Origin of the sequence: Erythrobacter sp. GH1-10, assembly GCF_045363165.1 — a bacterium.
Lineage (GTDB): Bacteria > Pseudomonadota > Alphaproteobacteria > Sphingomonadales > Sphingomonadaceae > Erythrobacter.
The window spans coordinates 1,342,579-1,368,120 of sequence record NZ_JBJFLP010000001.1 but is presented as its reverse complement, the minus strand read 5'-3'; the positions used below and the strand labels follow the sequence as shown (position 1 = coordinate 1,368,120).

General features: G+C 62.6%; 29 protein-coding genes. 14 read left to right on the top strand and 15 right to left on the bottom strand.

Annotated elements, in window-relative coordinates:
- Positions 1-60: 60 nt before the first annotated feature.
- Entirely contained in the window at positions 61-3,078 is a 3,018-nt protein-coding gene (locus tag ACI5KX_RS06710) for a M16 family metallopeptidase (protein ID WP_406809901.1), read from the bottom strand.
- Between the two features lie 108 nt (positions 3,079-3,186).
- On the opposite strand from ACI5KX_RS06710, the gene ACI5KX_RS06705 reads away from it, so the two are divergent.
- The 7 genes from ACI5KX_RS06705 (at position 3,187) to ACI5KX_RS06675 (ending at position 7,596) form a co-directional block, all read left to right on the top strand.
- Entirely contained in the window at positions 3,187-3,768 is a 582-nt protein-coding gene (locus ACI5KX_RS06705; RefSeq protein WP_406809900.1) for a NifU family protein, read from the top strand.
- Positions 3,769-3,795: 27 nt separating this feature from the next.
- Entirely contained in the window at positions 3,796-4,404 is a 609-nt protein-coding gene (locus ACI5KX_RS06700) for a malonic semialdehyde reductase (RefSeq protein ID WP_406809899.1), read from the top strand.
- A gap of 36 nt (positions 4,405-4,440) precedes the next feature.
- Entirely contained in the window at positions 4,441-5,067 is a 627-nt protein-coding gene (gene tsaB / locus ACI5KX_RS06695) for a tRNA (adenosine(37)-N6)-threonylcarbamoyltransferase complex dimerization subunit type 1 TsaB (RefSeq protein ID WP_406809898.1), read from the top strand.
- Positions 5,064-5,534 (top strand): GNAT family N-acetyltransferase, encoded by a 471-nt coding sequence (locus ACI5KX_RS06690; protein WP_406809897.1) that lies wholly within the window; start codon positions 5,064-5,066, stop codon positions 5,532-5,534. The genes tsaB and ACI5KX_RS06690 overlap by 4 nt, the downstream gene beginning before the upstream one ends.
- A gap of 121 nt (positions 5,535-5,655) precedes the next feature.
- Positions 5,656-6,090: a MucR family transcriptional regulator gene (locus tag ACI5KX_RS06685; RefSeq protein ID WP_406809896.1), complete on the top strand. Its 435-nt coding sequence runs from the start codon at positions 5,656-5,658 to the stop codon at positions 6,088-6,090.
- 146 nt (positions 6,091-6,236) lie between these two features.
- Positions 6,237-6,659 (top strand): Fur family transcriptional regulator, encoded by a 423-nt coding sequence (locus ACI5KX_RS06680; protein WP_406809895.1) that lies wholly within the window; start codon positions 6,237-6,239, stop codon positions 6,657-6,659.
- Positions 6,652-7,596 carry a lysophospholipid acyltransferase family protein gene (locus ACI5KX_RS06675; RefSeq protein WP_406809894.1) on the top strand — a complete coding sequence of 315 codons (945 nt, stop codon included), beginning with the start codon at positions 6,652-6,654 and terminating at the stop codon, positions 7,594-7,596. Before ACI5KX_RS06680 ends, ACI5KX_RS06675 begins: the two co-directional genes overlap by 8 nt.
- Here the strand turns inward: ACI5KX_RS06675 and ACI5KX_RS06670 are convergent.
- The 4 genes from ACI5KX_RS06670 to ACI5KX_RS06655 form a co-directional block, all read right to left on the bottom strand.
- Entirely contained in the window at positions 7,593-8,477 is an 885-nt protein-coding gene (locus tag ACI5KX_RS06670) for a LysR substrate-binding domain-containing protein (RefSeq protein WP_406809893.1), read from the bottom strand. The two genes, ACI5KX_RS06675 and ACI5KX_RS06670, sit on opposite strands and share 4 nt — an antisense overlap.
- 94 nt (positions 8,478-8,571) lie before the next feature.
- Positions 8,572-9,504, bottom strand: coding sequence for a hemolysin family protein (locus tag ACI5KX_RS06665; RefSeq protein WP_406809892.1), 933 nt, complete (start codon positions 9,502-9,504; stop codon positions 8,572-8,574).
- A 32-nt stretch (positions 9,505-9,536) separates the two neighbouring features.
- A complete protein-coding gene (ybeY, locus tag ACI5KX_RS06660) occupies positions 9,537-10,022 on the bottom strand; it encodes an rRNA maturation RNase YbeY (RefSeq protein WP_406809891.1) in 486 nt (161 codons plus the stop codon).
- On the bottom strand, positions 10,023-11,078 hold the full coding sequence (locus ACI5KX_RS06655) for a PhoH family protein (RefSeq protein ID WP_406809890.1): 1,056 nt from the start codon (positions 11,076-11,078) through the stop codon (positions 10,023-10,025). It abuts the gene before it with no gap.
- A gap of 187 nt (positions 11,079-11,265) precedes the next feature.
- On the opposite strand from ACI5KX_RS06655, the gene ACI5KX_RS06650 reads away from it, so the two are divergent.
- The gene (locus ACI5KX_RS06650; protein WP_406809889.1) at positions 11,266-12,183 is read left to right on the top strand and encodes a hypothetical protein; all 918 of its coding nucleotides are present in this window, start codon (positions 11,266-11,268) and stop codon (positions 12,181-12,183) included.
- Here ACI5KX_RS06650 and miaB read toward each other — a convergent pair.
- Entirely contained in the window at positions 12,166-13,500 is a 1,335-nt protein-coding gene (miaB, locus tag ACI5KX_RS06645) for a tRNA (N6-isopentenyl adenosine(37)-C2)-methylthiotransferase MiaB (RefSeq protein WP_406809888.1), read from the bottom strand. The genes ACI5KX_RS06650 and miaB overlap by 18 nt on opposite strands.
- Before the next feature lie 86 nt (positions 13,501-13,586).
- On the opposite strand from miaB, the gene ACI5KX_RS06640 reads away from it, so the two are divergent.
- Positions 13,587-14,093, top strand: a complete 507-nt coding sequence (locus ACI5KX_RS06640) for a hypothetical protein (protein WP_406809887.1) — start codon at positions 13,587-13,589, stop codon at positions 14,091-14,093.
- Positions 14,094-14,231: 138 nt separating this feature from the next.
- On the opposite strand, the gene ACI5KX_RS06635 is transcribed toward ACI5KX_RS06640, so the two are convergent.
- Positions 14,232-15,182 carry a hypothetical protein gene (locus ACI5KX_RS06635; RefSeq protein WP_406809886.1) on the bottom strand — a complete coding sequence of 317 codons (951 nt, stop codon included), beginning with the start codon at positions 15,180-15,182 and terminating at the stop codon, positions 14,232-14,234.
- A gap of 14 nt (positions 15,183-15,196) precedes the next feature.
- Complete coding sequence (locus ACI5KX_RS06630; protein ID WP_406809885.1) at positions 15,197-15,658, bottom strand: peptidylprolyl isomerase; 462 nt, start codon at positions 15,656-15,658, stop codon at positions 15,197-15,199.
- A gap of 197 nt (positions 15,659-15,855) precedes the next feature.
- Between ACI5KX_RS06630 and mgtE the strand changes: the two genes are divergently transcribed.
- Together mgtE and ACI5KX_RS06620 are read left to right on the top strand one after the other, a co-directional pair.
- Positions 15,856-17,304 carry a magnesium transporter gene (gene mgtE, locus ACI5KX_RS06625; protein WP_406809884.1) on the top strand — a complete coding sequence of 483 codons (1,449 nt, stop codon included), beginning with the start codon at positions 15,856-15,858 and terminating at the stop codon, positions 17,302-17,304.
- A gap of 45 nt (positions 17,305-17,349) precedes the next feature.
- Entirely contained in the window at positions 17,350-17,739 is a 390-nt protein-coding gene (locus tag ACI5KX_RS06620; RefSeq protein ID WP_406809883.1) for a DUF1489 family protein, read from the top strand.
- Positions 17,740-17,742: 3 nt separating this feature from the next.
- On the opposite strand, the gene ACI5KX_RS06615 is transcribed toward ACI5KX_RS06620, so the two are convergent.
- The 6 genes from ACI5KX_RS06615 to ACI5KX_RS06590 all read right to left on the bottom strand — a co-directional run bounded on the left by ACI5KX_RS06615 (position 17,743) and on the right by ACI5KX_RS06590 (position 22,732).
- On the bottom strand, positions 17,743-18,408 hold the full coding sequence (locus ACI5KX_RS06615) for a cytochrome b/b6 domain-containing protein (protein ID WP_406809882.1): 666 nt from the start codon (positions 18,406-18,408) through the stop codon (positions 17,743-17,745).
- A 15-nt stretch (positions 18,409-18,423) separates the two neighbouring features.
- Positions 18,424-18,912 (bottom strand): c-type cytochrome, encoded by a 489-nt coding sequence (locus tag ACI5KX_RS06610; protein WP_406809881.1) that lies wholly within the window; start codon positions 18,910-18,912, stop codon positions 18,424-18,426.
- A gap of 94 nt (positions 18,913-19,006) precedes the next feature.
- Positions 19,007-19,804, bottom strand: coding sequence for an SDR family NAD(P)-dependent oxidoreductase (locus ACI5KX_RS06605; RefSeq protein ID WP_406809880.1), 798 nt, complete (start codon positions 19,802-19,804; stop codon positions 19,007-19,009).
- Complete coding sequence (locus tag ACI5KX_RS06600; RefSeq protein WP_406809879.1) at positions 19,801-20,493, bottom strand: DsbA family oxidoreductase; 693 nt, start codon at positions 20,491-20,493, stop codon at positions 19,801-19,803. Before ACI5KX_RS06600 ends, ACI5KX_RS06605 begins: the two co-directional genes overlap by 4 nt.
- Positions 20,490-21,410 carry an NAD(+) diphosphatase gene (nudC, locus tag ACI5KX_RS06595; RefSeq protein WP_406809878.1) on the bottom strand — a complete coding sequence of 307 codons (921 nt, stop codon included), beginning with the start codon at positions 21,408-21,410 and terminating at the stop codon, positions 20,490-20,492. The genes ACI5KX_RS06600 and nudC overlap by 4 nt, the downstream gene beginning before the upstream one ends.
- The gene (locus ACI5KX_RS06590; RefSeq protein WP_406809877.1) at positions 21,410-22,732 is read right to left on the bottom strand and encodes a serine hydrolase domain-containing protein; all 1,323 of its coding nucleotides are present in this window, start codon (positions 22,730-22,732) and stop codon (positions 21,410-21,412) included. Before ACI5KX_RS06590 ends, nudC begins: the two co-directional genes overlap by 1 nt.
- 104 nt (positions 22,733-22,836) lie before the next feature.
- On the opposite strand from ACI5KX_RS06590, the gene ACI5KX_RS06585 reads away from it, so the two are divergent.
- Positions 22,837-23,058: a hypothetical protein gene (locus tag ACI5KX_RS06585; protein WP_406809876.1), complete on the top strand. Its 222-nt coding sequence runs from the start codon at positions 22,837-22,839 to the stop codon at positions 23,056-23,058.
- Here the strand turns inward: ACI5KX_RS06585 and ACI5KX_RS06580 are convergent.
- Positions 23,055-24,101 carry an A/G-specific adenine glycosylase gene (locus ACI5KX_RS06580; protein ID WP_406809875.1) on the bottom strand — a complete coding sequence of 349 codons (1,047 nt, stop codon included), beginning with the start codon at positions 24,099-24,101 and terminating at the stop codon, positions 23,055-23,057. The genes ACI5KX_RS06585 and ACI5KX_RS06580 overlap by 4 nt on opposite strands.
- Before the next feature lie 14 nt (positions 24,102-24,115).
- Here ACI5KX_RS06580 and ACI5KX_RS06575 point away from each other — a divergent pair, with 14 nt between their 5' ends.
- Together ACI5KX_RS06575 and ACI5KX_RS06570 are read left to right on the top strand one after the other, a co-directional pair.
- Positions 24,116-24,679 carry a DUF721 domain-containing protein gene (locus ACI5KX_RS06575; RefSeq protein ID WP_406809874.1) on the top strand — a complete coding sequence of 188 codons (564 nt, stop codon included), beginning with the start codon at positions 24,116-24,118 and terminating at the stop codon, positions 24,677-24,679.
- Positions 24,676-25,437, top strand: coding sequence for a thioredoxin domain-containing protein (locus ACI5KX_RS06570; RefSeq protein WP_406809873.1), 762 nt, complete (start codon positions 24,676-24,678; stop codon positions 25,435-25,437). Before ACI5KX_RS06575 ends, ACI5KX_RS06570 begins: the two co-directional genes overlap by 4 nt.
- The last annotated feature ends 105 nt before the right edge of the window (positions 25,438-25,542 follow it).

The following is a 25,542-nucleotide window of genomic DNA, read 5'->3' as shown; positions in this document are numbered from 1 at the left end:
GCCTTTGCGACAACTTTATTTCGCGCACTCGGTGATCGGTTCGCTGCAAGTCGACCCCCGTCAGCGCCCGATGATTTCCGGCTGCGCGCGCACTGCGGCGCTGGATTCGCTCGCGGCCGGGGCAATCGTATCCGGAGCCTGCGCGAGTTCCTGCCCCTCGGGGATCACCGCCAGTTTCAGCGGTTCGGCCCCGCCGAAGTAACGGTCTGCGAGGAACTGCATGATTTGCGGGCTGGTGCGCGAATAATCCGCCAGCAACGTCCGCAACAGCGCGATCCTTTGCGGGTCGGTGGTCGCACCTTCGAGGTTGAACAGCCAGAACTGGTTTCCGGTCGATGCGCGGCGGATCAGCTGGCCGAGCGGCTCGGTCACTCGTTCGAGCTCGTCGGCGGTTGGCGGATTTGCGGCCAGGTCCTTTGCAATCCTGTCCGCCTCGGCAAAGAAGATCGGCACAAAATCGGGCTCAAGCTGGGCGAATGCCGTGATCGTGCCGCCTGCCGGGAGATCGGCCGGCCAGTCGGAAATAACCTGCGGCGAATAGCTCGCCCCGGCACGTTCCCGCAGCGCTTCGAGCAGACGGTTGTTGAACAATTGGGTGAGAATTTCGAGCTGGCGGGATTCGCGGATGCTCGCCATGCCGCCGCCGCTGCGCCAGGCAATCACGGCAGCGGCCTGGTTGGCATCGCCGCGATGGTTCAGCACTGTCGGCTCACCCGTCGCCTCGGGGAAATCGGGCACGCGCGCAGCGATTTCCGCCGGGATCGGCTCGGCGGGGGGCAGCGCGCCGAAGGTCTGCCGGAGCTTCTCGACGATAGCATCGCGATCGAACTCGCCGAATACGAGGACCTCGACCGGCGCTTGCGTCAGCAGCGGCTCCCACACTTCGCGGAAGCGCTCGGGCGTGACGGCCTCCAAGGCTACGGGACCCGGCGTGGCAAAACGGGGGTCCCTGTCGGTCACGAGGTATTCGAGATCGCGATTGATGATGCCGCTGGGGCTGGTGGAATAGGTGTTGTAGGCGAGCTCCGCCGCCGCCTTGGCGCGGATCACAGGTTCCGGGTCCCAGCGCGGCATGCCGAGCTTGGCGGCGAACAGGTAAAGCTGGTCGGCAACGTCGGTCGAACGCGTCTGCGCGGTAAAGGTGAACACCGCATCGTCGATCGCGAAGTCGAATCCGAGTTTGCGCCCTGTCGCGAGCCGATCGATCTCGGTCTGGCCAAGCTCGCCGATGCCAGAGCCGACCAGCGCGATCTCGCCGATCGGGGCGTACACCGCATTACTTGCGTCGAAGGCTCGATAGCCGGCGCCGAAGCGGACCTTCACCGTCACGCGCCCGGGTTCGGCATCGTTCGACCACAGCAACGCCTTCACGCCGTTGTCGAAATCGACCTGCTCGATATCGAGCACGCCGATGGGGCGCTCTGCGGTGATCGTGCCTGCGGTGCCGATCGGCGGAAGGTCCTCGAAAGAGATCGTCTGCGCGGCGAGCCTGGCGCTGGAGTCGATTTCGATCTCGCTTGCCAGAGCCAGCTTGAGCGCCGCTGCATCGGCTTCGCCGATAGCCGGGGTCACGTAAACCGAGCGGACCACGTCGCCTTCGAACAGCGCCTTGGTGCGGGCCAGCACTTCCTCGGGATTGAAGCGCGCGTTCATGCCGCGAAACACTTTCAGCACGGTTTCCGAGGATGCGACCGTCTCGCGGATATCGACCGCGTTGACGAGATTGTCGGCCAATTGGGAGCCCGCCTCGACGCTGGCTTGTTCGACCTGGTTGACGAACACGACATCGAATTCGGCCACCTCGCGGTCGATCTCTTCTTGCGTCGGCGGATTGGTGATGGCGTCCTGGATCACGGCGCGCACATCGGCCAGCGCGGACTGCCAATCATTGGTCAGCGGCGCGAAAGTGACGAAAGTGGCATCGGTGGAACGCGAGATATCGTCTTGCTGGACCTGCGCGTAGAGGAACGATCCGCCACCGCGCGCGCGCTCCTCAAGCCGCCGGTTGATAATCGACTGGGCTATCGCATCGAGCAGCAGGCCTTCGTTGTAGACAATGGTGTCCTGGACCGGTCGCCACGGGCGCATCACCGCGTAGGTGAGATTGCGCGGCAGGTCGGGCTCGACGCCGACCGCGAGTTCGCCGATCGGCCAACCGCTCCCGGCTGCGACTTCGGTGCCCTCGGGCGCGACCGGATCGCCGAAATCGGGTGCGACGCCCGCCTCCCCGGTGACCTGCCAATCGCCGAACCATTGTTCGACAAGGCCGGCGAGCACTTCCGGATCGGCATCGCCAGCGACGACGATCACGGTGTTTTCGGGACGATACCAGCGATTGTAGAACTCCTGGATCTTCGGGCCCGTAGCGCCTTCAAGGGTTTCGATCGTCCCGATCGGGCTGCGGGTGGAAAGCCGCTGGCCGTTGAAAAAGGTCTGACGTGTGAGATCGGCGATGCGCTGCGCAGCCCCGCCCCGTTCGCGCTTTTCGGCGAGCACGATCGGGCGTTCGGCGGCAACATTGGGCTCGCTCAGCACCGGTTCGCGGATCATGCCCGAAAGCAGCTTGAAGCTTTCGGCCAGTTTTGCGCGGTCGATATTGGGGATGTCGAGCTTGTAAACAGTATGGGTCGGGCTGGTTTCGGCGTTCGCATCGCTGCCGAACGTCGCACCGAGCCGTTGCCAGGCCGCGATCGCCTCGGCCTGACCCAGATACTTGCTTTCACGAAACAGCAGGTGCTCGAGCAGGTGGGCATAGCCCTGTTCCCACTCGCGTTCGTGCAGCGAACCCGCATCGACCCGCACTCGGATCGAAACCTGGCGCGGCGGCACGCCGTTGCGGCGCACGGCATAGCGCAGGCCGTTTTCCATCTCGCCGAACACCCATTGTTCGTCGACCGGCACGTCGCTGCCGCGATAGAGCCACGGAACCTCGCCTTCGGGAGTGACCGCCTGCGGAGCCGGGATTTGCGGTTCCGCAGGTGTGGCAGGCGCTTCGTTCTGTGCGACTGCCGGTAGTGCGATCGCCAAGGGGACAGCGATCAGAGCAAGGGCGCTAAGGGCGCGAGTGATTACATTCATGGCGTTCCCTATAAAGACCCAAGGGCTGAAGGGATAGTGAATGATCGTTTGGACACGGACTAGCAGAGCTTGCTTGCCGCACGCCCTGCCCGCCCCTATTTACGGTCCATGTTCATAGAAACCGAAACCACTCCGAACCCTTCGAGCCTGAAGTTCCTGCCGGGACGCACCGTCATGTCGTCAGGCACGCGCGAATTCGCATCGCCCGAAGCGGCCGAGGCGAGTCCGCTGGCACAAGCGATCTTCGACACCGGCGAAGTGGTCAACGTGTTCTATGGCTGGGATTTCGTCACGGTCACAGCCGCGCCGGGCACCGACTGGTCCGCGCTCAAACCTCAGGTTCATTCGATCCTGCTCGATCATTTCGTGTCCGAGGCCCCGCTGTTCGTCGGGGGCAGTGCGGACGGGATCAACGTTCCCGCCGAAGACGAAGGCAATGTGGTCGAAGACAGCGAAGAGGATGCCGATACGATCGCGGCAATCCAGGAACTGCTCGAAACCCGGGTGCGTCCTGCAGTGGCGGGAGACGGGGGCGATATCGCCTATCGCGGCTTCTCGGAGGGCGTCGTGTATCTCTCGCTGCAGGGCGCCTGCGCGGGCTGCCCGTCGAGCACGATGACCCTGAAGCAGGGCATCGAGAGCCTCCTGAAACATTACGTCCCCGAAGTCGTTGAAGTCAGAGCAGCCTGAATTTCAAGTCAAACTTCAAGGATTTCCATGACCAAGCAATTCCACGATCACGTCCTGTCGGACGATGCGCTTGCGCAGCTTTTCAACGAGGCGCGCAGCTACAACGACTGGCTCGACAAGGACGTTTCGAACGAACAGCTTCATGCCATCTGGGACCTGCTCAAGATGGCCCCGACCTCGGCGAACATGCAGCCGGTGCGGATCGTGTGGGTCAAGTCGCACGAGCAGAAGGAAAAGCTCGCCGGGTGCGCGATGGAAGGCAACCAGGCCAAGATCAAGGCCGCGCCCGTTACCGCCGTGATCGGCTACGACATCGATTTCCACGAAGAGCTCCCGTGGCTGTTCCCCCACACCGACGCCAAGAGCTGGTTCGAAGGCGACGAGGAAGGGCGCAAGGAAGGCGCGTTTCGCAATTCCTCGCTCCAGGGCGCCTACCTGATGCTCGCCGCCCGCGCGGTGGGACTCGATTGCGGTCCGATGTCGGGCTTCGATCAGGACAAGGTCAATGCGGCGTTCTTCGGCGACGAGCCGCGCCACCGGGTCAACTTCATCTGCTCGATCGGATATGGCGACCCGGAAAGCATCTTCGATCGCAGCCCGCGTCCCGATTTCGATAAATTCAATACGATAGTCTGACTTGCGGGCAAGCGCTCGCTGGGGCAGGGCCTTGGCATGCGCACGCTCGCAATCGAAACGGCAACCGAAGCCTGCTCGATCGCCCTGTTCGAGGGCGGCAGGCTTCTCGCGCATGACCATCTCGAACTGGGTCGCGGCCATGCCGAGCGGCTAATCCCGATGATTGCCGACTTGCCCGACAAAGGGCGCGCGGATCGTATCCTCGTTTCGCTTGGCCCGGGCAGTTTTACCGGCGTGCGGATCGGCATCGCGACCGCCCGCGCCCTCGGCTTTGCTTGGGGCGCAGAGGTGATTGGATATCCGACACTCGCATTGGTCGCCGCGATGGCACAGGCCGACGGAGCCGGCTCGCTTACCGTTTGCATGACAGGCGGGCATGGCGAGTGGTTCGTTGCCGACTTTGCGCCAGGACCCGCGCCTCAAGGCGAAATGGCGTCGCTCGCGCCGCAAGCCGCCCTCGCCCGCGGCGCAGAAGCACATGTCGCAGGAAGCAAGGCGCAAGAACTCGCTGAATTGCTCGATAGCCGCCGAACGGTTCACGATCTCCTGCCCGATGCCCGGCATGTCGTGCGGCTGCCGGCCACGGTACTTACCGAAGACCTGTCGCCGATCTACGGACGCGGGCCCGACGCCACGCCCCAAAAGGCCCGGAAGGTCTCATGATTCGCTCTTCGCATATCGTCGATTGCATCATGGAAGTGATGGATGCGGCGTTCGACCCGGCCTATGGCGAAGCATGGACCCGTCGGCAGGTGGCGGATGCATTGGTGCTTTCCAACACGCATGCACTCGTCATCGACGCAGATGGCAAACCGATCAAAGGCGAGACCGAGCGTGATCCTTCGGGCTTCGTCCTCACCCGCCACGGCGCCGACGAGGAAGAGCTGCTGCTGATCGCGGTCATTCCCGAATATCGTGGACGCGGTTTCGGCAAGCTATTGATCGAATTGCTGTTCGAAGCCGCGCGCGAGCGATCAACCGCTCGAATCTTTCTTGAAATGCGGCGCGGCAACCCTGCCGAACACCTGTATCTCAGGACCGGTTTCGAACCCATCGGCGAACGTCCCAACTATTACCGGATGTCCGATGGCAGTAGGATCGACGCCATTACTTTCGGGCGCTCGATCTAGTCTGTTACCCCCACTCCCAAAAGTGAACAAAAGCCACGGGCGATCTTGCAAAGACTGCGAGGCTGGTTCATGGCAAAATGATCGGAAAAATCCGAAAAACAACAAATCGAGTGAGGGACTCATGCAAGGCTTGGAAATCGAAATGAAAGAGACGCTAATAACTTTGACCAGCGACATCGTCGCTGCTCATCTCAGCAACAATGATGTCGAGGTGAACGAAGTTCCGTCGCTGATCAGCAACGTTTATGCCGCCCTTTCGGGACTCGGCGAAAACGATAACGAGGAAGAACCGCGGCCCGAACCTGCGGTTTCGATCCGTTCGTCGATCAAGAAGGACCACATCGTCTGCCTCGATTGCGGCAAGAAGATGAAGATGCTCAAGCGTCACCTTTCGACCGAACACGGACTGACGCCCGAGGAATACAAGGCGCGTTGGGAACTGTCCGCGGACTATCCGCTGGTGGCACCCAACTATGCCGAAACCCGCCGCGATCTCGCCAAGAAGATCGGCCTTGGGCGCAAGCCCGGCAGCGGCCGCGGGCGTCGCAAGAAGTAAGTCTGGAAAGCGGCTCCGCTCGCATTTTTGGGCGAGCCGCCCGCCAGCTTGAGCAAGGCGCCCCGTCTCGTATATGAGGCGGGGTGCTTTACTTTCGGGTCGTCGCGGGGCACCGCGAACGGGCCTGTACGGTAACGGAGCTTCGCTTGAGCCAGAAAATCGATCTCGAACAATTGTGTGCCGAAAAAGGCCTGCGGATCACCGAGCAGCGCCGCGTGATCGCCAAGGTCCTGTCCGAGAGCGACGACCACCCCGATGTCGAATTGCTGCACGAACGCGCTTCGGCGATCGATCCGAAGATCTCGATTGCGACGGTTTACCGCACCGTGCGCCTGTTCGAGGAAGCGGGCATCCTCGATCGGCACGATTTCGGCGACGGTCGCTCGCGCTACGAACCAGTGCCGGAAGCGCATCACGACCATCTGATCGACGTCGAGACCGGCAAGGTCGTCGAATTCGTCGACCCCGAAGTCGAGTCGCTACAGCGCCAGATCGCCGAAAAGCTCGGCTATCGCCTCGTCGATCACCGCATGGAACTGTATGGAGTCAGGCTCTCGCGGGATGACTGACAGTCCGGCGGATCAAGGCATAGACGCGCCCGAAAGCGAACTCTGGAAACTGCGGGTCGCAGCCGCGCGCGGCGAGAAAACGCCGATCTCGACCGGCGGCTGGCTTCGCATCGCTACTCGCTCGCTGGCTTTGATCGCGCTGCTGCTGATCTTCGTGCCGCTGCATTATCTCTACCGGATCCTACGCTACGGCTCGCCCTTCCCGATGCTTTTCCTGCGCTATGCCGCGCGGGTGTGCGGGTGCAAGGTCGTCGTTCACGGCGTCCACCTCAAGCGCGACGTGTTCTATGTCGCCAACCACATCTCCTGGGTGGACATCCTCGCCATGGCGGGCGCCAGCGGAACCGCTTTCGTGGCCAAGGCCGAGCTGGCGGAGGCGCCAGTGGTGGGCTGGCTCGCATCGCTGAACCGCACTGTCTATGTGAAGCGCGAAAACCGCCTCGGCGTGGCCGAGCAGATCAACGCGCTCAAGGAAGCGTTGGCAGACAACTGGGCGGTCACCGTCTTCCCGGAAGGCACCACCACCGATGGCCATTCGCTGCTACCTTTCAAGAGCAGCATGCTGAGCGTGCTGGAGCCGCCTCCGGCCGAAGTTCTCGTCCAGCCGGTCATGCTCGATTACAATTCGGTGGCCGAATGGATCGGTTGGGTTGGCGACGAAACCGGGCTCAACAACGCAAAGCGCGTGCTAGCTCGGCGGGGCAGCTTTACTCTGCACATGCATTTCCTCGAACCGTTCAGCCCCGAAGACATCCGCGGTAGAAAAGCGATCGCAGCGGAGGCCCGAAAACGGATCGAGGAAGCGCTGTGCAAAGCGCTCGGCAAGCCGGTGCGCGAATTCGCCCATAACGTCCCGCCGATCCGTTACAACGCCCCCAAGGGCGCGCAAGGCGTCGGCGTGAAAATTCACGATCCGGCGGAAGAGGATGCGGGTTAGAGCCCGGCCCTGACCAGCCAATCGTGAAACAGCCTTACCGGGCGCGATTCGAGCGCTGTCGGCTTGCACACGAACCAGTAGCTGTAGGGGCTTTCGACCGAGACGCTCGACAGGTCGGTCAGCCGGTTGTCGGCAGCGCGGCGCATGTGATCGTCGTGCATGATCGCAATGCCAAGGCCCTGCGCCGCTGCCTCGAGCATGAGCTGGCCCGAATCGTAATGGTCGATGGCTGCCGGCTCCATATCGTCGAGCTTGTGGGCCTTCTTCCAGGCGACGAAACTTTCGGGCAGTTCGTTGTGAATCAGGAAGGTCTGTTTGGCGAGGCCCTCCGCATTCACTTCGGGGCCGATCGCGCGCGCGATTTCCCTGCTGCAGATCGCATGGACTAGGTTGTGATCGAGCCGCACCGCATGGAGCCCGCGTTCGGGTCCGCGCGACAGGATGATCGCCGCATCGAGCGTATCGCCAACCCGGTCTTCGAGATGCGGCCCCGTGTCGATGTCGATATGGAGCAGCGGGTGGCGCTTTCGCAGTTCGCCCAGCCGCGGGAACAGCCGCTGGCTGCCGAACAGCGGCAACACGCCGAGCCGCAGGCGCAGCAGGGAAATGTTGTCGGACTGGCTCTCGACCGCGCGCGCGAGCGCTTCGAGGTGCGGGTTCACAGCCTCGTAGAACGCCTGCCCTTCATCGGTGAGTTGCATCGACTGGCGCGCGCGGGTGAACAGTTTCTTGCCGACGAATTCCTCGAGATTGGTAATCCGGCGCGAGAGCGCCGAGGGGCTCAGCCCGATTTCCTCTGCGGCAGCCCGCGCCGATCCGAGACGGACCGTGCGCATGAACGCTTCCAGGGCGCGCAATGGGGGCAATCGACGTGACGGCATCAGAAATTCTCCTCGTTACGAGGAGATACGCGCGAGGCGCGATCCGGATGCAAAAAATCGAAGAAAAAATCAGAATCGGCGCAAAAAACTGCGTTTATTGCAAGTCACTCGCATCTTCGGCGGGTTCGGGCGCGTGGAGGCGCAGTCGCTTGACATGCGTTTCGTCAGCCTCCGTCACTTCAATCCGCCAACCGCTGGGATGTTCCACGACTGTCCCGACCGGTGGGACCTGCTCGGCCAGCACGAAGGCGAGTCCGCCGAGCGTGTCGACCGCTTCCTCGACTTCCGCGAGGCGCGGATCGACCTGTTCGGCAACATCATCAAGCTCGGCCCGCGCGTCGCAATCCCACATACCGTCGCCGATCGGCACGATAAGCGCCTCGGGCGTTTCGTCGTGCTCGTCCTCGATCTCGCCGACGATTTCCTCGACCAGATCCTCGATCGTGATGATCCCGTCGGTTCCGGAGAATTCGTCAAGCACGATCGCAAGGTGGACGCGGCGTGCGCGCATGTCGGCCAGCACATCGAGCGCCCCGCGCGTCTGCGGCACATAGAGCGGCTGGCGCATCAGCACGGTCCAGTCGCGCGGCGGCTTCTTGCCTGTGGCAAGATACGGAAAGATGTCCTTGATGTGGATCATGCCGATCACATCATCGAGCTTGTCGCGATAGACCGGCATGCGCGAATGACCGTTCTCGCTGAAGCTTTCGACCAGCTCTTCCCACCCGATCGATGCTTCGACACCCACGATCTCGCCGCGCGGAACGGCGACGTCATCGGCATCGTGTTCGGAGAAATGCAGCAGGTTGCGCAACATCTGGCGTTCGACCGGCGTCAAATCGCCATTCGCGCTCGATTGCTCGTCGGTATCGCTATCTTCGTTTTCGTCCTCGTGCTCGTCGATCGCCTCTTCGAGCTGGGCGCGCAGCGAACGTTCGCCGTCACCGATCTTGAGGACTTTCCGGATCGCAGGCCACAGCCCGCTGCTACTCTCCGCGTCTCCGGCGGGGGATTGGGAATCGGGCATACTCGTTTTGGGCCCTTACGGGATTACTCCTGTCATGTGCGGTCACCATATGGGTCCGGGATACCCATTTTTGCAAGTATGGCGATCTCGAGTTTTTCCATCGCTTCGGCCTCTTCGTCCGAATGGACGTGATCGTGACCGGCGAGGTGCAGCAGGCCGTGGACGATCAGGTGCGCGGCGTGATGCGCGAGACTGATCCCCTTTTCCTCTGCCTCGCGTGCGCAGGTCTCGAATGCGAGAGCGATATCTCCGAGCATGACAGGCGGACCTTCGCTTTGAAGATCGAGCAGTTCGGCGCGCTCCAGCATCGGGAAACTGAGCACATTGGTCGGCTTGTCGCGATCCCGCCATTCGCGGTTGAGCGCGTGGACCTGGTCGTCGGAGGTGAACAGAACGCTCACTTCAAGCCGCGGATTCCGCAGCTCAGCCACGAGCATTGCCGTTCCGGTTTGAGCCTTGTCAGCGATTTCCTCCCATTCGCCGGGAGACCAGTCTTCGATTTCGATTTCGAGCTGCACCTACTCGGGCTTGCCCTCATACGCCTCAACGATCCTACCAACGATCGGGTGGCGCACCACGTCGGCGGCGGTAAAGCGGATCGTACCGAAGCCCTCTACGCCCTCCAGTTTGCCCACGGCATCGGCGAGCCCGGACATCGAGTCGCCACCGGGAATGTCGACCTGGCGCGGGTCGCCGCACACCACCATCCGGCTGTTCTGGCCGAAGCGAGTGAGGAACATCTTCATCTGTTCGCGCGTGGTGTTCTGCGCCTCGTCGAGGATCACGAAGGCGTCAGCGAGCGTGCGGCCGCGCATGAAGGCAATCGGAGCAATCTCGATCTCGCCGCTTTCGATCCGTCGTTCGACCTGTTCGGGCGGCATGCAATCGTACAGCGCGTCGTAGAGCGGGCGCAGGTACGGATCGACCTTGTCCTTCATATCGCCGGGCAGGAAGCCGAGCTTTTCGCCCGCCTCCACCGCCGGGCGCGAGAGGATCAGCCGCTGGACGCTGCCGGTGATGAGCTGGCTGACCGCCTGCGCGACCGCGAGATAGGTCTTGCCGGTCCCGGCAGGGCCAAGCGCAAAGATGATGTCGTCGCGGGCAAGGCTGCGCATGTATGTCACCTGCGTCGCCGAGCGCGGCACGATCGTCTTGCGGCGCGTGCGGATCATGATCGGCGGCTTTTCCTTCTCGCCGCTTATGATCCCTTCGAGCGTCGGTTCGTTCGACATCGCGATCAGCGATTCGATCGCTCCGCTGTCGAGGTCCTGCCCTTGCGCCAGCCGGTCGTACATCGTGTTGATCGTGTCGCGGGCGCGGGCGACATTGTCCTCCGCTCCCTCGATAACGATCTGGTCGCCGCGCGCGTGGATCATGACGCCCAGCCGGTTCTCGACCTGCACGAGGTTCGCGTCGAACTCGCCGAACAACGCGCCGAGCAATGACTGGTTTTCAAAGGTCAGCTCCGCGCGGGCGCGGCGGGGCTGGCGGATCGGCGTGGGATCGGGCGAAAGCACCGGTTCTTTTCGGGGCTCCCGCTGGGGATCGGCTGCGCGTGTCGGTCTACGGCCCATAGGTTCCTTTGTTCGAGGACGGAAATTGGCCCGCCCTGAATCGAAAAGGTAAGCCGCTTCTGCGGCAAAGCAAGTTCGCACCCCCGCTGTAACGGTGGAAAGTCATGGAGATTTCACATGATGCGAGGTAGAACCAACTCCGATCATGCGGCTTGGAGGCCATATGAAAAGGTTCGCATCAGTCTGCGTGGCTGCTCTGCTGGGCGCGGCAAGCGCGTCGGCGCAGTCAACCGGGTCCGCCGCGCCTGAGAAGGTGACCGAGGCATCTTCCGATGATCCCGAAATTGTCGTCGAAGCTCCGCCAACCGACCTCGAGCGACGTCGGGAACTGCGCGAGATGGCCGAGGAGATCATCCGGCCACCACGCCTCGGCCGCACGATCGGGACCTTCTTCGACGCGATATGTCCCAAGGTATTCGGGCTTCCCGAAGAGCCCGCTGCGGCGATCGAGACGCGCATTCGGCAAAATGCCGATAGACTTGGCGCAAACAGGCGCGATCCGAGAGAGAACTGCAACCACAATATATCGGTCGTGTTCGTCGCGCCGCAAAAAGGCCCGCCGAGCGTGTGGCTCAACGAAAGATCAGAACTGCTCGATCACCTGTTGAGCTACGAACGCGCGCGGGTCTTGGAGGAAACGGGGCCGGTAAGATCGTGGACTTACACTGCGTTCCGCAGTGCAGATGGTAATGTGCTCCCCGAGCAAATGGGCCGACCGCTGGAGAATGTGGCCGACTTCGCCAACCCGCTTCGCCTGGAATCGCGCTTGCGCAGCCGCACCACCAATGAGATCATCGGTGCCATGGTGCTCATCGAATTGGCGAGCGCACAGGGAAAGACGCTCGAACAGCTCGCTGATTACGCAACGATGAGAACCTTTGCGCCAACCGGCGGCATCGCCCCGGATGTCGTACCTGCGGCACCGACAATACTGACCCTGTTCCAGGATGAGGAACCGCCCGAAGGCCTTACCGTTTTCGACCGCGCACTTATCTCGAAGCTCTACGATTCATCCAGAAACGCGCTTGCCTCGCGCTACTTCAGCGATATCGGCGCGCGCGCCTTGGCCATGGAGTCGGAAGAGAGGTCAGTTTCCGGCGAGTAATGCGCCCTGCAGCGAATTCGGCCCCGCCTCGATGAGGTCGACTTCGACCATGTCGCCGATCTGGCACTCGCCTTCAAACCAGACGCTTTGCAGCCATGGCGACTTGCCGAGCCACTGCCCGGGGTGCTTGCCCTTGCGCTCGACGAGGACGGTGCAGCGTTTGCCGACGCTGGCTGCGTTGAACGCCAACTGGTCGCGATTGAGGCGGGCCTGAAGTCGCTGGAGGCGGTCGTCCATCACCTCTTTGGCGATCTGGTCCTCCATGGTTGCAGCGGGCGTTCCGGGGCGCGGCGAATATTTGAAGCTGAAGGCCTGCGCGTAGCGGACCTCGTCGACTATGCTCAGCGTGTCCTCGAACTCGGCTTCGGTTTCTCCGGGAAAGCCGACGATGAAATCGCCCGAAAGCGCGATGTCCGGGCGCGCCTCGCGGAAGCGTTCGAGCAGCCGCAGATAGCTTTCGGCCGTGTGCGAACGGTTCATTGCCTTGAGCACCCGGTCATTGCCCGACTGCACCGGCAGGTGAAGATACGGCATGAGCTTGTCGATCTCACCATGCGCGGCGATGAGATCGTCTTCCATGTCGTTGGGATGCGAGGTGGTGTAGCGGATACGCTCGAGCCCATCGAGACGTGCCAGAGCACGGATGAGCCCCGCTAAGCCTACTCTCTGCCCCTTTACATCCTCACCCGACCACGCGTTGACATTCTGCCCGAGCAACGTGATTTCGCGCGCACCCGCTTCGATCAATTTGCGAGCTTCGGCGATCAAATCACTGAACGGACGAGAAATTTCCGCACCGCGCGTGTAGGGAACGACGCAATAGGTGCAGAACTTGTCGCAGCCTTCCTGCACGGTGAGAAACGCGGTCGGCGAGCGCTTCCGGCGTTGCGGCAGGCTATCGAACTTCGCGATCGCGGGCATGTCGGTATCGGTGGCCCGCTCGCCCTTCACCGCCTTGTCGAGCATGTCGGGCAGGCGGTGATATGCCTGCGGACCGACCACCATCGAGACCGCAGGGGCGCGCGTCATGATCTCCTCGCCCTCGGCCTGCGCGACACAGCCCGCGACCGCGATCATCGGGGCCTTTTCCTGTGTCTTGCCCTTCGTCAGGCGGCCAATGTCCGAATAGATCTTCTCCGCCGCCTTTTCGCGAATGTGGCAGGTGTTGAGCACCACCAGATCCGCATCCTCACCCTCGGGCGCAGGCGTAATGCCCTTTTCGGCCAGCAACTCGGCCATGCGCTCGCCATCATAGACGTTCATCTGGCAGCCGAAGCTCTTGACCCTGAAGGTCTTGGGAGGCTTTTGCGGTTTCATGAGGTTCGCGCCTTTAGCGGGAAGCGGCACGCGGTTCAATGCGCGAGCGATGTTGCCTGCCAAGGGAAAAGCTGCAAGATCGTCCGATGCACGGCAAACACCTCTTCACCCTGCTCGTCTTTGCTGCAACCGCATCGCACGCAGAAACGGGTTCGACCTCAGATGCGGAAACGCAATTTGCGCAAATCCTGTCGTGGGAGGGTCGCTGGTCGGTCGCTGAAACCGAAGCTCTGGAGATCGTGTTCGAACCGACTGCGCGTGGTCACACGGTTGTCGAGCGTTGGGAAACCGCTGCCGGTCTGCATTCGATGACTGTCTATCATCTCGACGGCGATCATGTGGTAGCCACGCATTACTGCCCGCAAGGCAACCAGCCCCGCCTCGAAAGCCTGCCTGCCACCCCCGATCGCATCGCGTTCGCCTTCCGGGATGTCACCGGGTTCGATGAAGGCGAGAGCCACGCACACAGCCTCGCATTCGATCTGCGCGAAGACGGCATGATCGGGCGGACGGAGATTTATCACGGCCCCGATGGGCCGGGCGAGCCGGGCCGCTACACTCTCAAGCGTGTGATCGCCACCGAATCCGAATAGGCGCACTCTGCATCAGAGCGTCGCCGCGCGCCGCAGGTCCTTCTCGCGACCGAAGCGGCGCAGGATCGCGCGCCTCGGCCAGAACCCTTGCTGTCTCCTCCAGCCTTTCAACGCATGCCGGGAGAAGGTCGACGCGGATCATCGATCCTCGTCGCGCGGCCGTTGATCGTCCTTCGGGTTTCGAGCGACATGCACGCAGGGTTCGATCCTTCTCGACCTCGGACCGGGATGCATCTTGTCCGGCTCCCCGCATTCCACCATCGGCTTGCGCACTCCGTTCGCTTCGACCACCGCGAGGGCATCGGCGCTGCCGTAGGCGGCGATCCAGGTGATGCAGTCGGCGAGTGGCCGGATCTTGTGTTTGGTGAACTGGCCGTTTTCGGGTGCGCAGTTGATCGTGAACACGTCGGCAGCCGGCGCAACGTCGTATTTGCGAAAGCGCCGCAGCACCTCGCCACGCTCATTGACCACCATCCGGCTGATGTCGTTGGTCATCGCATCGCTGCGATAGAAAGGAGACGTGTTGAACATGTAAGCGCGCACCTCAGGGTATTTGATCGACACCTCCGTCGCCAGCGCACCGCCCAGCGAATGGCCGGTCACGATCCATTGCGGATCGCTGCCCCAGCGCTCGCGCTCAAGATTGAAATATCGCATCGCGATTGCGATCTGGTCGTCGCGCAACGTGCCGTAGAAAATGTCGGTGAATCCGTCGAAATCGGTCCCGCGAAAGGCGAGGATACGGGCAATCGGCTTGCGATCCGGACTACCGGCGCTGCCCGGAGCGTATTGCTCGAAAATCTCGTAGCTGAAGCCTTTCTCGGCATCTTCTTCCGCGATCTCCAGCCGCTCGATCCGCTTCAGGACCGGGCCGGGATCGGGGAATACATCGTCATCGCCGACATAGGCATTCGTCGCCGCGACGGCATAGGGCCACGCTTCCGCCGCTGCCGAACGCACGAAGGGGCACCATCCTCCGGGCTCGGTGCGGCACGGGGAACGCGATTGCGATATGTCCGGATAGGTGACGCAGGCGGCGAGAAGGAACGTCGCAAGAACGACAATTCCCTTCCGCAGCGCCACGTTCATATTCCGGGCTCAGATCAGGAAACCGTTGCCTTCACGATTTTGCCCGGGTTCGCGGGCGGTTCGCCTTTGGGCAGGCCGTCGATGTGGTCCATGCCGCTCTCGACCTGGCCCCAGACAGTGTATTGGCCGTCGAGGAACTCGGCGTCGTCGAAGCAAATGAAGAACTGGCTGTTCGCGCTGTCGGGCACCTGGGTTCGCGCCATCGAGCAGGTGCCGCGGGTGTGCGGCTCGCTGTTGAATTCGGCTTTGAGGTCGGGCTTGTCGCTACCGCCCATGCCGGTGCCGGTCGGATCGCCGCCCTGTGCCATGAAGCCGGGGATCACGCGGTGGAATACCACGCCATCGTAAAAGCCTTCGCCGGCGAGTTCGGTGATGCGCTCGACATGGCCGGGGGCGAGGTCCGGGCGCAGCTTGATGACGACGTCCTTGTTCTCGCCGTCTCCAGTATCGAGGGTGAAGGTCAGTTTGTCGGCCATGCTTCTATCTCCAAATCAATTATTTCCGCTCATCCCCAGCTTGTCGAACCATTGCACTTCTTCTGGCAGGACGCTCGGAAGAAAGGACAGCCCCTCGACAGGCTCAGGGCGAGCGGATCGGGTTGATGGCTCTCTAGCAGTTGAGACAGCCTTGTCACCCGCTTGCTTTTCAAGTGCGCGACTCTAAACCCGCCCAAATGGTCGATCCCAGCGCCCTTGAAGACGAAACCATCGTCGGCGACGCAGCCGAAGAAGAAGTGCGCCCCGACGACCGGATCGACGACGAACGCCACGACGAGGAAAACCGGCTCAAGCCCGAATATATCAGGGGCGTGCGCGAGTCCCTCGAAGAGGGCGACAAGGGGGCGGTCTACGATCTCGTCGAGCCGCTCCACCCAGCCGACATCGCCGACCTTATCGAGCTGCTCGACAGCGACGAACGCGCCGAACTGGCCGAGGCGATCACCGACCTGATGAGCGTCGAAGTGGTCGCCGAGCTGAACGACCACGTTCGCGAAATGATGATGGAAGCGCTGCCGCCCGATGCGGTCGCGACCATCGCCGAACAGCTCGAGACCGACGATGCGGTGCAGCTGCTCGAAGACCTCGACGAGGACGACCAGCGCGCGATCATCGCTGAGCTGGAGCCCGAAACTGCTGAAGCAGTCAATTCCGCGCTCGCCTACCCGGAAGAGACCGCCGGGCGACTGATGAACCGCCATGTGATGGCGGTGCCCGAACACCTGACCGTCGGCGACCTGATCGATTACCTGCGCGAAAACGGCGATCTTGAACACGATTTCTTCGAAGTGTTCGTGATCGACGCCGCGCATCATCCGGTCGGCACCTGCGCTCTGAACTGGATCCTCACCACTCCGCGTTGGGTCAAGCTGACCGACATCATGAAGCGCGACCAGCAGCTGATCCCGGTCACAATGGACCAGGAAGAGGTTGCGCTGATGTTCCAGAAATACGCGCTGATCTCGGCTGCGGTGGTGGACGACAGCGGAAGACTGGTCGGCCAGATGACGGTCGACGATATCGTCCACATCATCTCCGAAGAGGCCGGCGAGGACGCCCTGCTGCTATCGGGTGCGGGCGACGGCGACATCAACGAGCCGATCCGCGAAGCCTTTTCGAGCCGGGTGCGCTGGCTGATCGCCAATCTCGGCACGGCGGTGGTCGCCTCCGCGATCATCGCGTTCTTCGGCGCGGCGATCGAGCAACTCGTCGCGCTCGCGGTGCTGATGCCGATCGTCGCCAGCATCGGTGGCAATGCCGGTACGCAAACCATGGCAGTGGCGGTGCGTGCGATCGCGACCAACCAGCTGACCCGTGCCAACACCCGCCGCATCCTGTGGAAGGAACTGCGCGTCGCCTTGCTCAACGGCGGGACTGTCGCGGTGCTGATCGGGATCGCTGCGAGTCTGCTCTTCAGCCCGATGATGGGCGCGGTGATCGCGGTGGCAATGATCATCAATATTGCGGTCGCAGGCCTCGCGGGCGTGCTGGTGCCAGTGGTGTTCGAACGGCTCGACCAGGACCCGGCGGTCGCCTCGTCGGTTTTCGTGACCATGATCACCGATTCGATGGGCTTTTTCGCCTTCCTCGGGCTCGCGGTCGTCAGCGGGCTGGTCACAATGTGATCCCGGGGGGTTGAGCCGCGCCGTGCCAACCGCCATCTTTACAGTATGCCGCTCCACCTGACCAAGATCGCGTACGGCGCGCAGAGTTATTCCGATATCGAAAGCTGGTATGCCGGTCGGCGCAGCCCGCATCTCACGACCAAGTACCGCCCGACGAAGTGGGAGCAATGCATTGGCGGATCGCTCTACTGGATTCACCAGCATGCAATCGTCGCGCGCTCGGAAATCACCGGCTTTTCCCAAGGCGACGACGGGCGCTGGCGGATCGAGTTGAAGCCCGAACTGATCCGCGTCCACCCGCGCACCAAGCGTGCCCACCAGGGCTGGCGCTATCTCAAGGGCGAGCCCCCGCGCGATCTCGCCCCGGGCGAAGACATCGGTGATGCGCTGCCCGGAAAGCTTGCAGCAAAGCTGGAAAAGCTCGCGCTTATCTAGGCGTCAAGTCAACGGCGGTGCCCCAAACCAGATCCAGAGCGCGGCCGCCGCTGCAATAGCCGCGCAAACCGCTGCGCGGCCCCACTTCATCGCCCCGATGCCATCGATATCCGCCGCAGCCTCGCGTTTGCCGGTAATCATCGGCCCCACCAGATCGTCCATCCGCAGCACCGCGTAGAACCCGATGGCGAGAATGTGCACTCCGATGAGGCCCGCCACGACGTAGAAGAACGCTTCGTGCCAATCGGTCAGCGTGTCGGCGGTCATCACGCCGACGAGCGGATTGAGCGGACCGGTCGCGCCATCGTAGGGGTCTCCCGCGAACAATCCCATGCCGATCTGGGCGAGCATCACGCCTAACAAGGCAATCACCGCCAGCGCGCCCAAGGGATTGTGCCCGATCTGACGGTCTTCCGCATATCCACCCCTCAGATAGGCGAGGATGCGCCTCGGTCCGCGCACGAAGCTCGAAAAGCGTGCGGTGCTTGTGCCGAGGAAGCCCCAGAGAATGCGGAAAAGGATCAGGCCGAGCAGGACGTGGCCGAGCCGCGTATGCCAGCCCCAATGCGAGTTCTCCGCGGTGAACCACATCGCCGGGACCAGTACGACGAAGCTCCAGTGCGTGAGCCTGACGGGCAGGTCCCAGACTCTGACCGGTCGGGTCGCCATTGCGCTAGCGGGTCGTCAATCGTCGTCGAGACGGAACTGGTCGTGGCATGCCTTGCAGGTTCCGCCGAGCTTTTTGACGCCCTCGCCGACTGCAGCCGCATCGCCAGTCACCGCGATGCCCGAAAGCTCGGCGCTGGCGTCGACGAGATCCTGCGCGGCCTGCTCGAATTCGGCGGGCTTTTCCCAGATCGTTGCGAGCGCTTCGGTGTCGTAGCCCGAATCCACACTGGTGCCTTCGGGAAAGTAGCCGGTGATCTTCTGTGCGCGTTCGTTAATCTCGCTCGCGCTGTTGCCGATCACAGCAAAGTCGGGTGACCCGGTTTCGAGCTGCGCGCGGATCGCCTTGAAGGCATCGCCGATCGCTTCGTAATTGTCTTGCCGCTCGCCAATGACGGCCGGTTCCTCGCCAACCGGGGAAACGTCTTCACCTCCACCTCCGCAGGCTGCGAGCAGGGCCAGCGGAGAAAGGGCTGCGATGGTGCGGAGAGAAACGGGTTGGCTCACGACAAGACTCCTTCGGTTGAACGTAAGGGCAGTCTGCGACCGACAGCAACTCCTTGTCCACCCTCAATTTAAGCGCTGCTCATAGGTTTGCTGTCTACGGCTGACGCAACTGCTTCATCACCAGGCGAACGTCGTGCTGTGCGTCCTCCTCGGAGGGCAGAGCATATTCGGCAAAGCTCGATGCAAGTTCGTCCATACGCTCGGCGATCCGGACCCGGTTGTATCCGTGACTGACGACAAAGCGCCTTCGCGCGAGGATTTGCGGAAGGACGATGTCGACGTAGTGATCGACATCCATGCCGAACTTCATGAAGCGCTCCGGGCCGAGCGGGGTGAACACCCACCCGGGAACGATCAGGCCCGCGTGGACGTGCGCCGGCAGGTCCTCGCGAAAACTCTCGGTCAGACCCAGAACGGCGTGCTTGGCCGCGATGTAGGCGGCCGAATGCGGGACCGCACAGAAAAAGCTGTTTTCGCTGCCGGTGTTGTAGATCGCGCTGGCGCTTTCCTGCGCGATCAGACGTGGAGCAAAGGCACGGCAGCCATTCCATACGCCCCAGTAATTGACATCGAAGTGCGCCCGGGCAAGCTCCGGGTCGACTTCCCACAGCTTGCCGTTCGGTCCGCTCTCGCCCGCATTGTTCAGCACCAGATCGACCGTTTCGAATGTCGCAAACGCTGCATCGGCCAGCGACTCGACCTGTTCGAGCTCCGAAACATCACATGGGAAGGTGGTGATACCGTCTATCGCCTCCGCGCGCTCGATCGCTGGGGTCGGGAGATCGGCGACCATGACCTGCACGCCCTGCCCCGCCAACCGCCGGGCGATCCCCAGTCCGATCCCGCTTGCCCCGCCGGTGATGACAGCAGTGCGCGGAGCAAATTCGGTCACTGCGCTTCCGCCCGGCTCTTTTCGGCCACCCGGCGCAGCACGTTGACGTAGGTTTCGGCCCCCTGCGCACCTGGCACCATGAATTTGCCGTTCACTATCATTGCCGGGACGCCGGAGATATTCATGTCCCAGGCCTGACGCTCCTCGGCGATCACCCGCGCTTCCAGCGCCTCGTCTTCGAGCGCCGCTTTGGCCGCCTCGCGGTGGAGGCCGACGCCAGCGGCGATATCGAGCAGCACTTCGCGATCCCCGATCCGCTCGCGGCGGTTGAAATGCGCCTCGAACAGCGCGAGTTTCAATTGCGTTTGCACCTGCGGCCCCGCCTGTTCGAGCGCGAAGCCGAGCAGCTTGTGCGCATCGCGGGTATTCCACATCATCGCTGGAGGCGCTTCCCCCTCGCCTTCGAAATTGAGGGAGACGCCCGCCTCTTGTGCAATCGCCCTCATCCGGTTGCGCAAGGCGGCACCTTCCTCGGCGGAGCGGCCATACTTGCGCTGGAGATGCGCCTCCTGCTCTTCGCCTTGGGCAGGCATGTCGGGATTGAGTTCGAACGGACGCCAGCGGATTTCCGCCTCGATCTCGCACTCCAGCTCGTCCAGCGCCTTGCTCAACTGCCCGTATCCGATCAGGCACCACGGGCACATGACGTCGGAGTAGATGTCGATGGTGAGTGTGTCGGGTGCGGTCATTTCGATAGCCACCATTTCATCAGGTTGCAGGCGATGGCGTGCGGGGGCGGCGCGCGGAACGGCCCGTCGCCTTCGAGCGAAGCGATCACTTCCTCGCGAGTGAACCAGATGATTTCCGCCATCTCGGTCTCGTCTATGACCAATTCGTCGTCATCGGCGTAGCTGTGGCAGCCCATCATAAGCTGGCTCGGAAACGGCCACGGCTGGCTCGCGACGTAGGACACGTCTCGCACCCGCACTCCGGATTCCTCATATACCTCCCGCGCGACAGCCTCTTCGATCGTTTCGCCCGGCTCGACGAAGCCTGCGAGCGCGGAAAAACTGCGCTCGGGCCAACCCTTGCCGCGTCCCAGCATCAGGCGCCCATCGTATTCGACCAGCATGATCGTGACCGGGTCGGTGCGCGGAAAGTGCTGCGCGCCGCAGCCGCTTTGTCCGGCGTCGCAGCTGCGCTGCCAGCCGCCTTTGGCGACCTTGGTCGGGGCACCGCACTCTGCGCAGAAACGATGGCGGGCGTGCCAATCGACCAGGCTCCGTGCCCCTCCGTAGGTCGCAAGATCGCCCGGCTCTAGCGTTGCCATGAGCGACCACAGCTTGGGATTGGCCATGCGCGGGCTGGCATCGCCTTGCTTCGGAATTGCCGCAAAGCAGGGCTTCTCGCCGCCGTCTGCCCGGTCGATCCCGAGAAACACCAGTTCGGCATCCTCGGGCGCATCGGCCAGAGTGCCCCACGCCAATCGACCTGTGTCGTCCAGTTCGGGCATGAGCTCGTCGAGCTTCAGCAGCCGCGCCTTCCAGTTCATCATGCCCGCGAGCGCATCGGGATCGGCACGAAGGTTGTCTGCGCGATCGATCGGGGAACCGGAGAATGCGACGGGTCCGGTGCGGGCGAGCTCGGGATGCGCCGGATGGTTCATTATGCCGCCTTGGCAGCGCGCATCGCCATCAGATCCTTTTCGAGCGCGGCCATATACTCGTCGCGGATCGGGAACGCCTCGGTCGGCATGTATTGCGTCCACAGGGCCGCGCGCAGTCCGAGATTGAAATCGACCGCGCCGAGCGTGCCTGCTGCCCCACCCCAGCCATACTGGCCATTGGTCGAGCGGCCCCCTGCGCCGAAGCCCTGTCCTGCAACCCAGGTCCCTTCGGTCGTAGCGGTCCTGGGCAGGATGTTGGACGTCGCAACGCGGACTGCAAGCTCCCCCATCACCCGCTCATTGCCGATCTTGCCATAGCCGAGCAGCATTCGCAGAAAGCGGTCATAATCCCTTGGACTCGAAACCAGCCCTGCCCCGCCGAACGGGAAGGCCGGTTCGTCAAGATAGATCGAGCTTTCCGCCGGATCGATTGGCATCGGAGTACCTGCGAGAATTCCGTAATTGTCCGTAAAGCGGCCGATTTCGCTATCCGGCACCGTGAAATAGGTGCTGGTCATGCCGCAGGGATCGAAGATTTTCTCCTGAAGCACGACATCGAATGGCTTGCCTTCGACCACCTCGATCACGCGCCCGAGCAGGTCGAGACTGACCGAATAACTCCACTTCGTGCCGGGCTGGAGCACCAGCGGCAGCTCGGCGAGGCGATCGGCGAAGGTTTCGAGGCTGCGGACTGCCTCGGCCCGCCCGATGCCCGGGATCGGCAAACGGGTTACCTGTCCGGGAACCAGACCCTGTTCCTCGTAGGCGTCCTTGATCGGACCCTTCTGGACGATCCCGTAGCCGAGACCTGAAGTATGTGTGAGCAATTGCCGGATCGTGATCGGGCCCTTCGCCGGCTCGAGATTGTCTTCGGTGATCGCGCCGTCATATTCTTTCTGGACCATCATCTCGCGGTAGGCGGGCAGGATGTCATAGAGCGGCTGGTCGAGCCCGAGCTTGCCCTCGTCGATCAACATCATCGTGGCGATGCCGGTCACCGGTTTAGTCATCGAATAGATGCGGTAAAGCGAATCCATATCGACCTCGGTCGAACCGTCGATCGAGAGAGTGCCGCCACCAACAGTGTGCGCCATGTCGTCGCGGCCCCAGCCGAACGTCGCATACAGGTTTGCTACCTTGCCCTCGCCGACATACTTTTCGGCCAGTGCAGCCACGTTCGGCCATGCGTGACTGACATCGTGGGCGAGCAGACCGCGTCCGAACGGAAGCGATGCCAGAGCAGCACCGGCGGCCATATAGCCGCCGCCACGAAGCAAGGCGCGGCGTGAAAGATCGGTCGGTTCGAAAGTGCGAAATGCCATGATGGGGTATTCTCCGGAGACTCGGTTTGCGCCTGTGTGAGGCAGATGAATTCAGTGGTCAATCGGGACTTGTCGAGCAATGGTGTTATACTTATATAACACACATGCTCAATCTCATCTCCTGGCTGATCGGCCTCGTTTGCCTGATCCTCGCAATCCCGTTCCTCCTGCCCGTCGTCGGCCTGCTCAACTGGCTGCTTCTGCCCGTCGCAGGGCTTGGCGCGGGGATTGGACAACTCTCATCAAGCAATTCGGGCCGCAATTTCTGCCTGTTCGTGATCGTGCTGATCGCAATCAGGCTGGCGATCACCGGCGGCACTTTCTAATCCCGCGCCAGCGCAAGCCGGGCGGCCTTCGCGAACAGCGTCGGCAGGCCCGCCTCGTCGATTCTCTCGATCGGCCACCACTCGCCTGACCCGGTCGGTTCGTCCGAAGCCTCGGCGCGAACGACGCCGAGCGTGAGGTGTGCGTGAGTGAAAGTGTGGCGGACCGCGCCGAGTTCTTCCCAATTCGCATCCACCGGAGCCGGACCCGAACCGTCCTCTCGCGCGGACCAGCCGTCGTCGGGTAGCGCCCGCATCCCGCCCAGCATGCCGTTGCCCTCGCGGGTAACCAGCCAGACGTGTCCCTTTCGCTCGATCCAGTAGGCGGTGCCGCGCCGCTCGGGCTTGGCCTTCTTTGGCGGCTTGACGGGAAGCCGCTCGGGTTCTCCTGCCTTGCGGCCCTCGCAGGCATCGGCGAGCGGGCACAGGAGGCAGCGCGGCGATTTGCTGGTGCAGATGCTGGAACCCAAATCCATCATCGCTTGCGCAAAGTCGCCCGCCCGGTGTTCGGGCGTGATGGCTTCGGCCCGTTCGCGGATTGTCTTTCGCGCACCGGGCAACGGCTCCTCAATGTCGAACAGCCGCGCCACCACACGCTCGACATTCGCATCGACCACCACCGCACGCTGACCGAAGGCGATCGCGGCGATCGCCGCCGCCGTGTAGGCGCCAAGGCCCGGAAGCTTGCGTAACGCATCTTCGCTCTCGGGAAATCCGCCGAGGTCAGAGACTTCACGCGAGCACTTCAACAGATTGCGAGCCCGCGAGTAATATCCAAGGCCCGCCCACGCTGCCATAACCTCGTCTTCGGATGCCTGCGCCAGCGCCTCGACATTCGGCCATATCGAGGTGAATTTCTCGAAATAGGGCTTCACCGCCGCGACCGTCGTCTGCTGCAGCATCACTTCGGAAAGCCACACGCGATAGGGCCACGCCGGATCGTCGGGCACCGGCATGCCGGGCGGATTGCGCCACGGCAGGTCGCGGGCGTGCGTATCGTACCAGTCGATCAGCGTGGACGAGATGTCGGCAGCGGTGGAAGTCACGGCGGCCCTATGGCATGGCTGAGAGTGCGATGGGAAGCGACACCGACAAGAAGCCACAGAAAGGCACCAGAAAGGTGCCTAAGCCGTACCAACGGCCCCGTGGCGGCGGCCCGAAGGCGATCGGCGACCTCATGCCTGAAATCGGCCGCACTGCATTCCGCCGCTTCGGCTTCGTACAGAGTTCGGTCGTCACCCGCTGGCCCGAAATCGTCGGTCCGCATCACGCCCGGGTGTGCAGTCCCGAAGCGATCCGTTTTCCGCCGGGCGAGAAGTCCGAGGGCATCCTGCAACTGGTCGTCGCCCCGGCGCATGCGCCGCTGATCCAGCAGGTGATCCCCGAAATCATCGAACGGGTAAACCGTTTCTTCGGATACAGCGCGGTCTCGCGGATCAAGATCCGGCAAGGCGCGGTTAAGCCTCCGCGTGCTGAAGAACCTGCAAAGCCGCCGCCTTCGCTCAAGCCGATCCCGATGGAACTGGGAGACTCGTTGCGCGATATCGGCGATCCCGAACTCCGCCAGGTGCTCGAAAGCCTCGCGCGCAGTTTCGATAAGAAGGACGGGGAAAAGGACGCGTGATCAAAGCGGTAACCGGCGCGCTGGCGCTCGCGGGAACAGTGATTGCCGCGCCCCTTTCGGCGCAGCTGCTCAGCAATCCCGACAGCGCCTTCAAGGACAACACAAGCCGCAAAGCATGGCATGCCACCGTCGAGCGGACTGAAAACGGCTGGCTGATCGGCAATCCCGACGCCGAAACGCGGCTGATCATATTCACCAGTTACGCCTGCAAAGGCTGTTATGAGTTCGCCTTTAGGGGCGACCCCGAGCTCGATATCGCGCTGCTCGCACCGGGACTGCTGAGCCTCGAAATCCGGCTGCGGTTCGATCACCCCGCAGACCTCCCGCTCGCGCTTCTCGCTGCCTGCGGCGAGCCGGCGAAGTTCAAGGTGAACCACGCCATGTTCATGCGCGACCAGAAGCGCTGGATGGAACGGTGGAATTCGGCCTCGGCCTACAATCGTGCCATATGGTCCCGGGGGTACACGAGTTCCCGCACTTCCTTGGCTTCTGCGCTGGATTTCGACGATATGATGGCCAAACGACGCGGCTATTCGCGGATGGACCTCAATCTGTGCCTCAACAGCCGGGGCACGATCCTGGGGCTTCAGGAAAGCGCTACCGCCGACAATCAGGAATTCGGCCTGCCGACCGATGCCGAAGGCTTTTCGAAGCCGCATTTCGCGCTCGACGGCAAGCTGCTCGAAGGCGTTCACGACTGGGATGCGCTCTATCCGGTCTTGCGTGAGCACTTCCGGCCGGTCCCGGAAAACGACTAAACGCCGGATTCGCTCGATAGATGTGCCAAAACGAAGCGCCCGGTGAGTTATGCAATATTTTTGCACAAGCGCGTGCCGAGCCGCTATTGGCGCACGCGACACCCC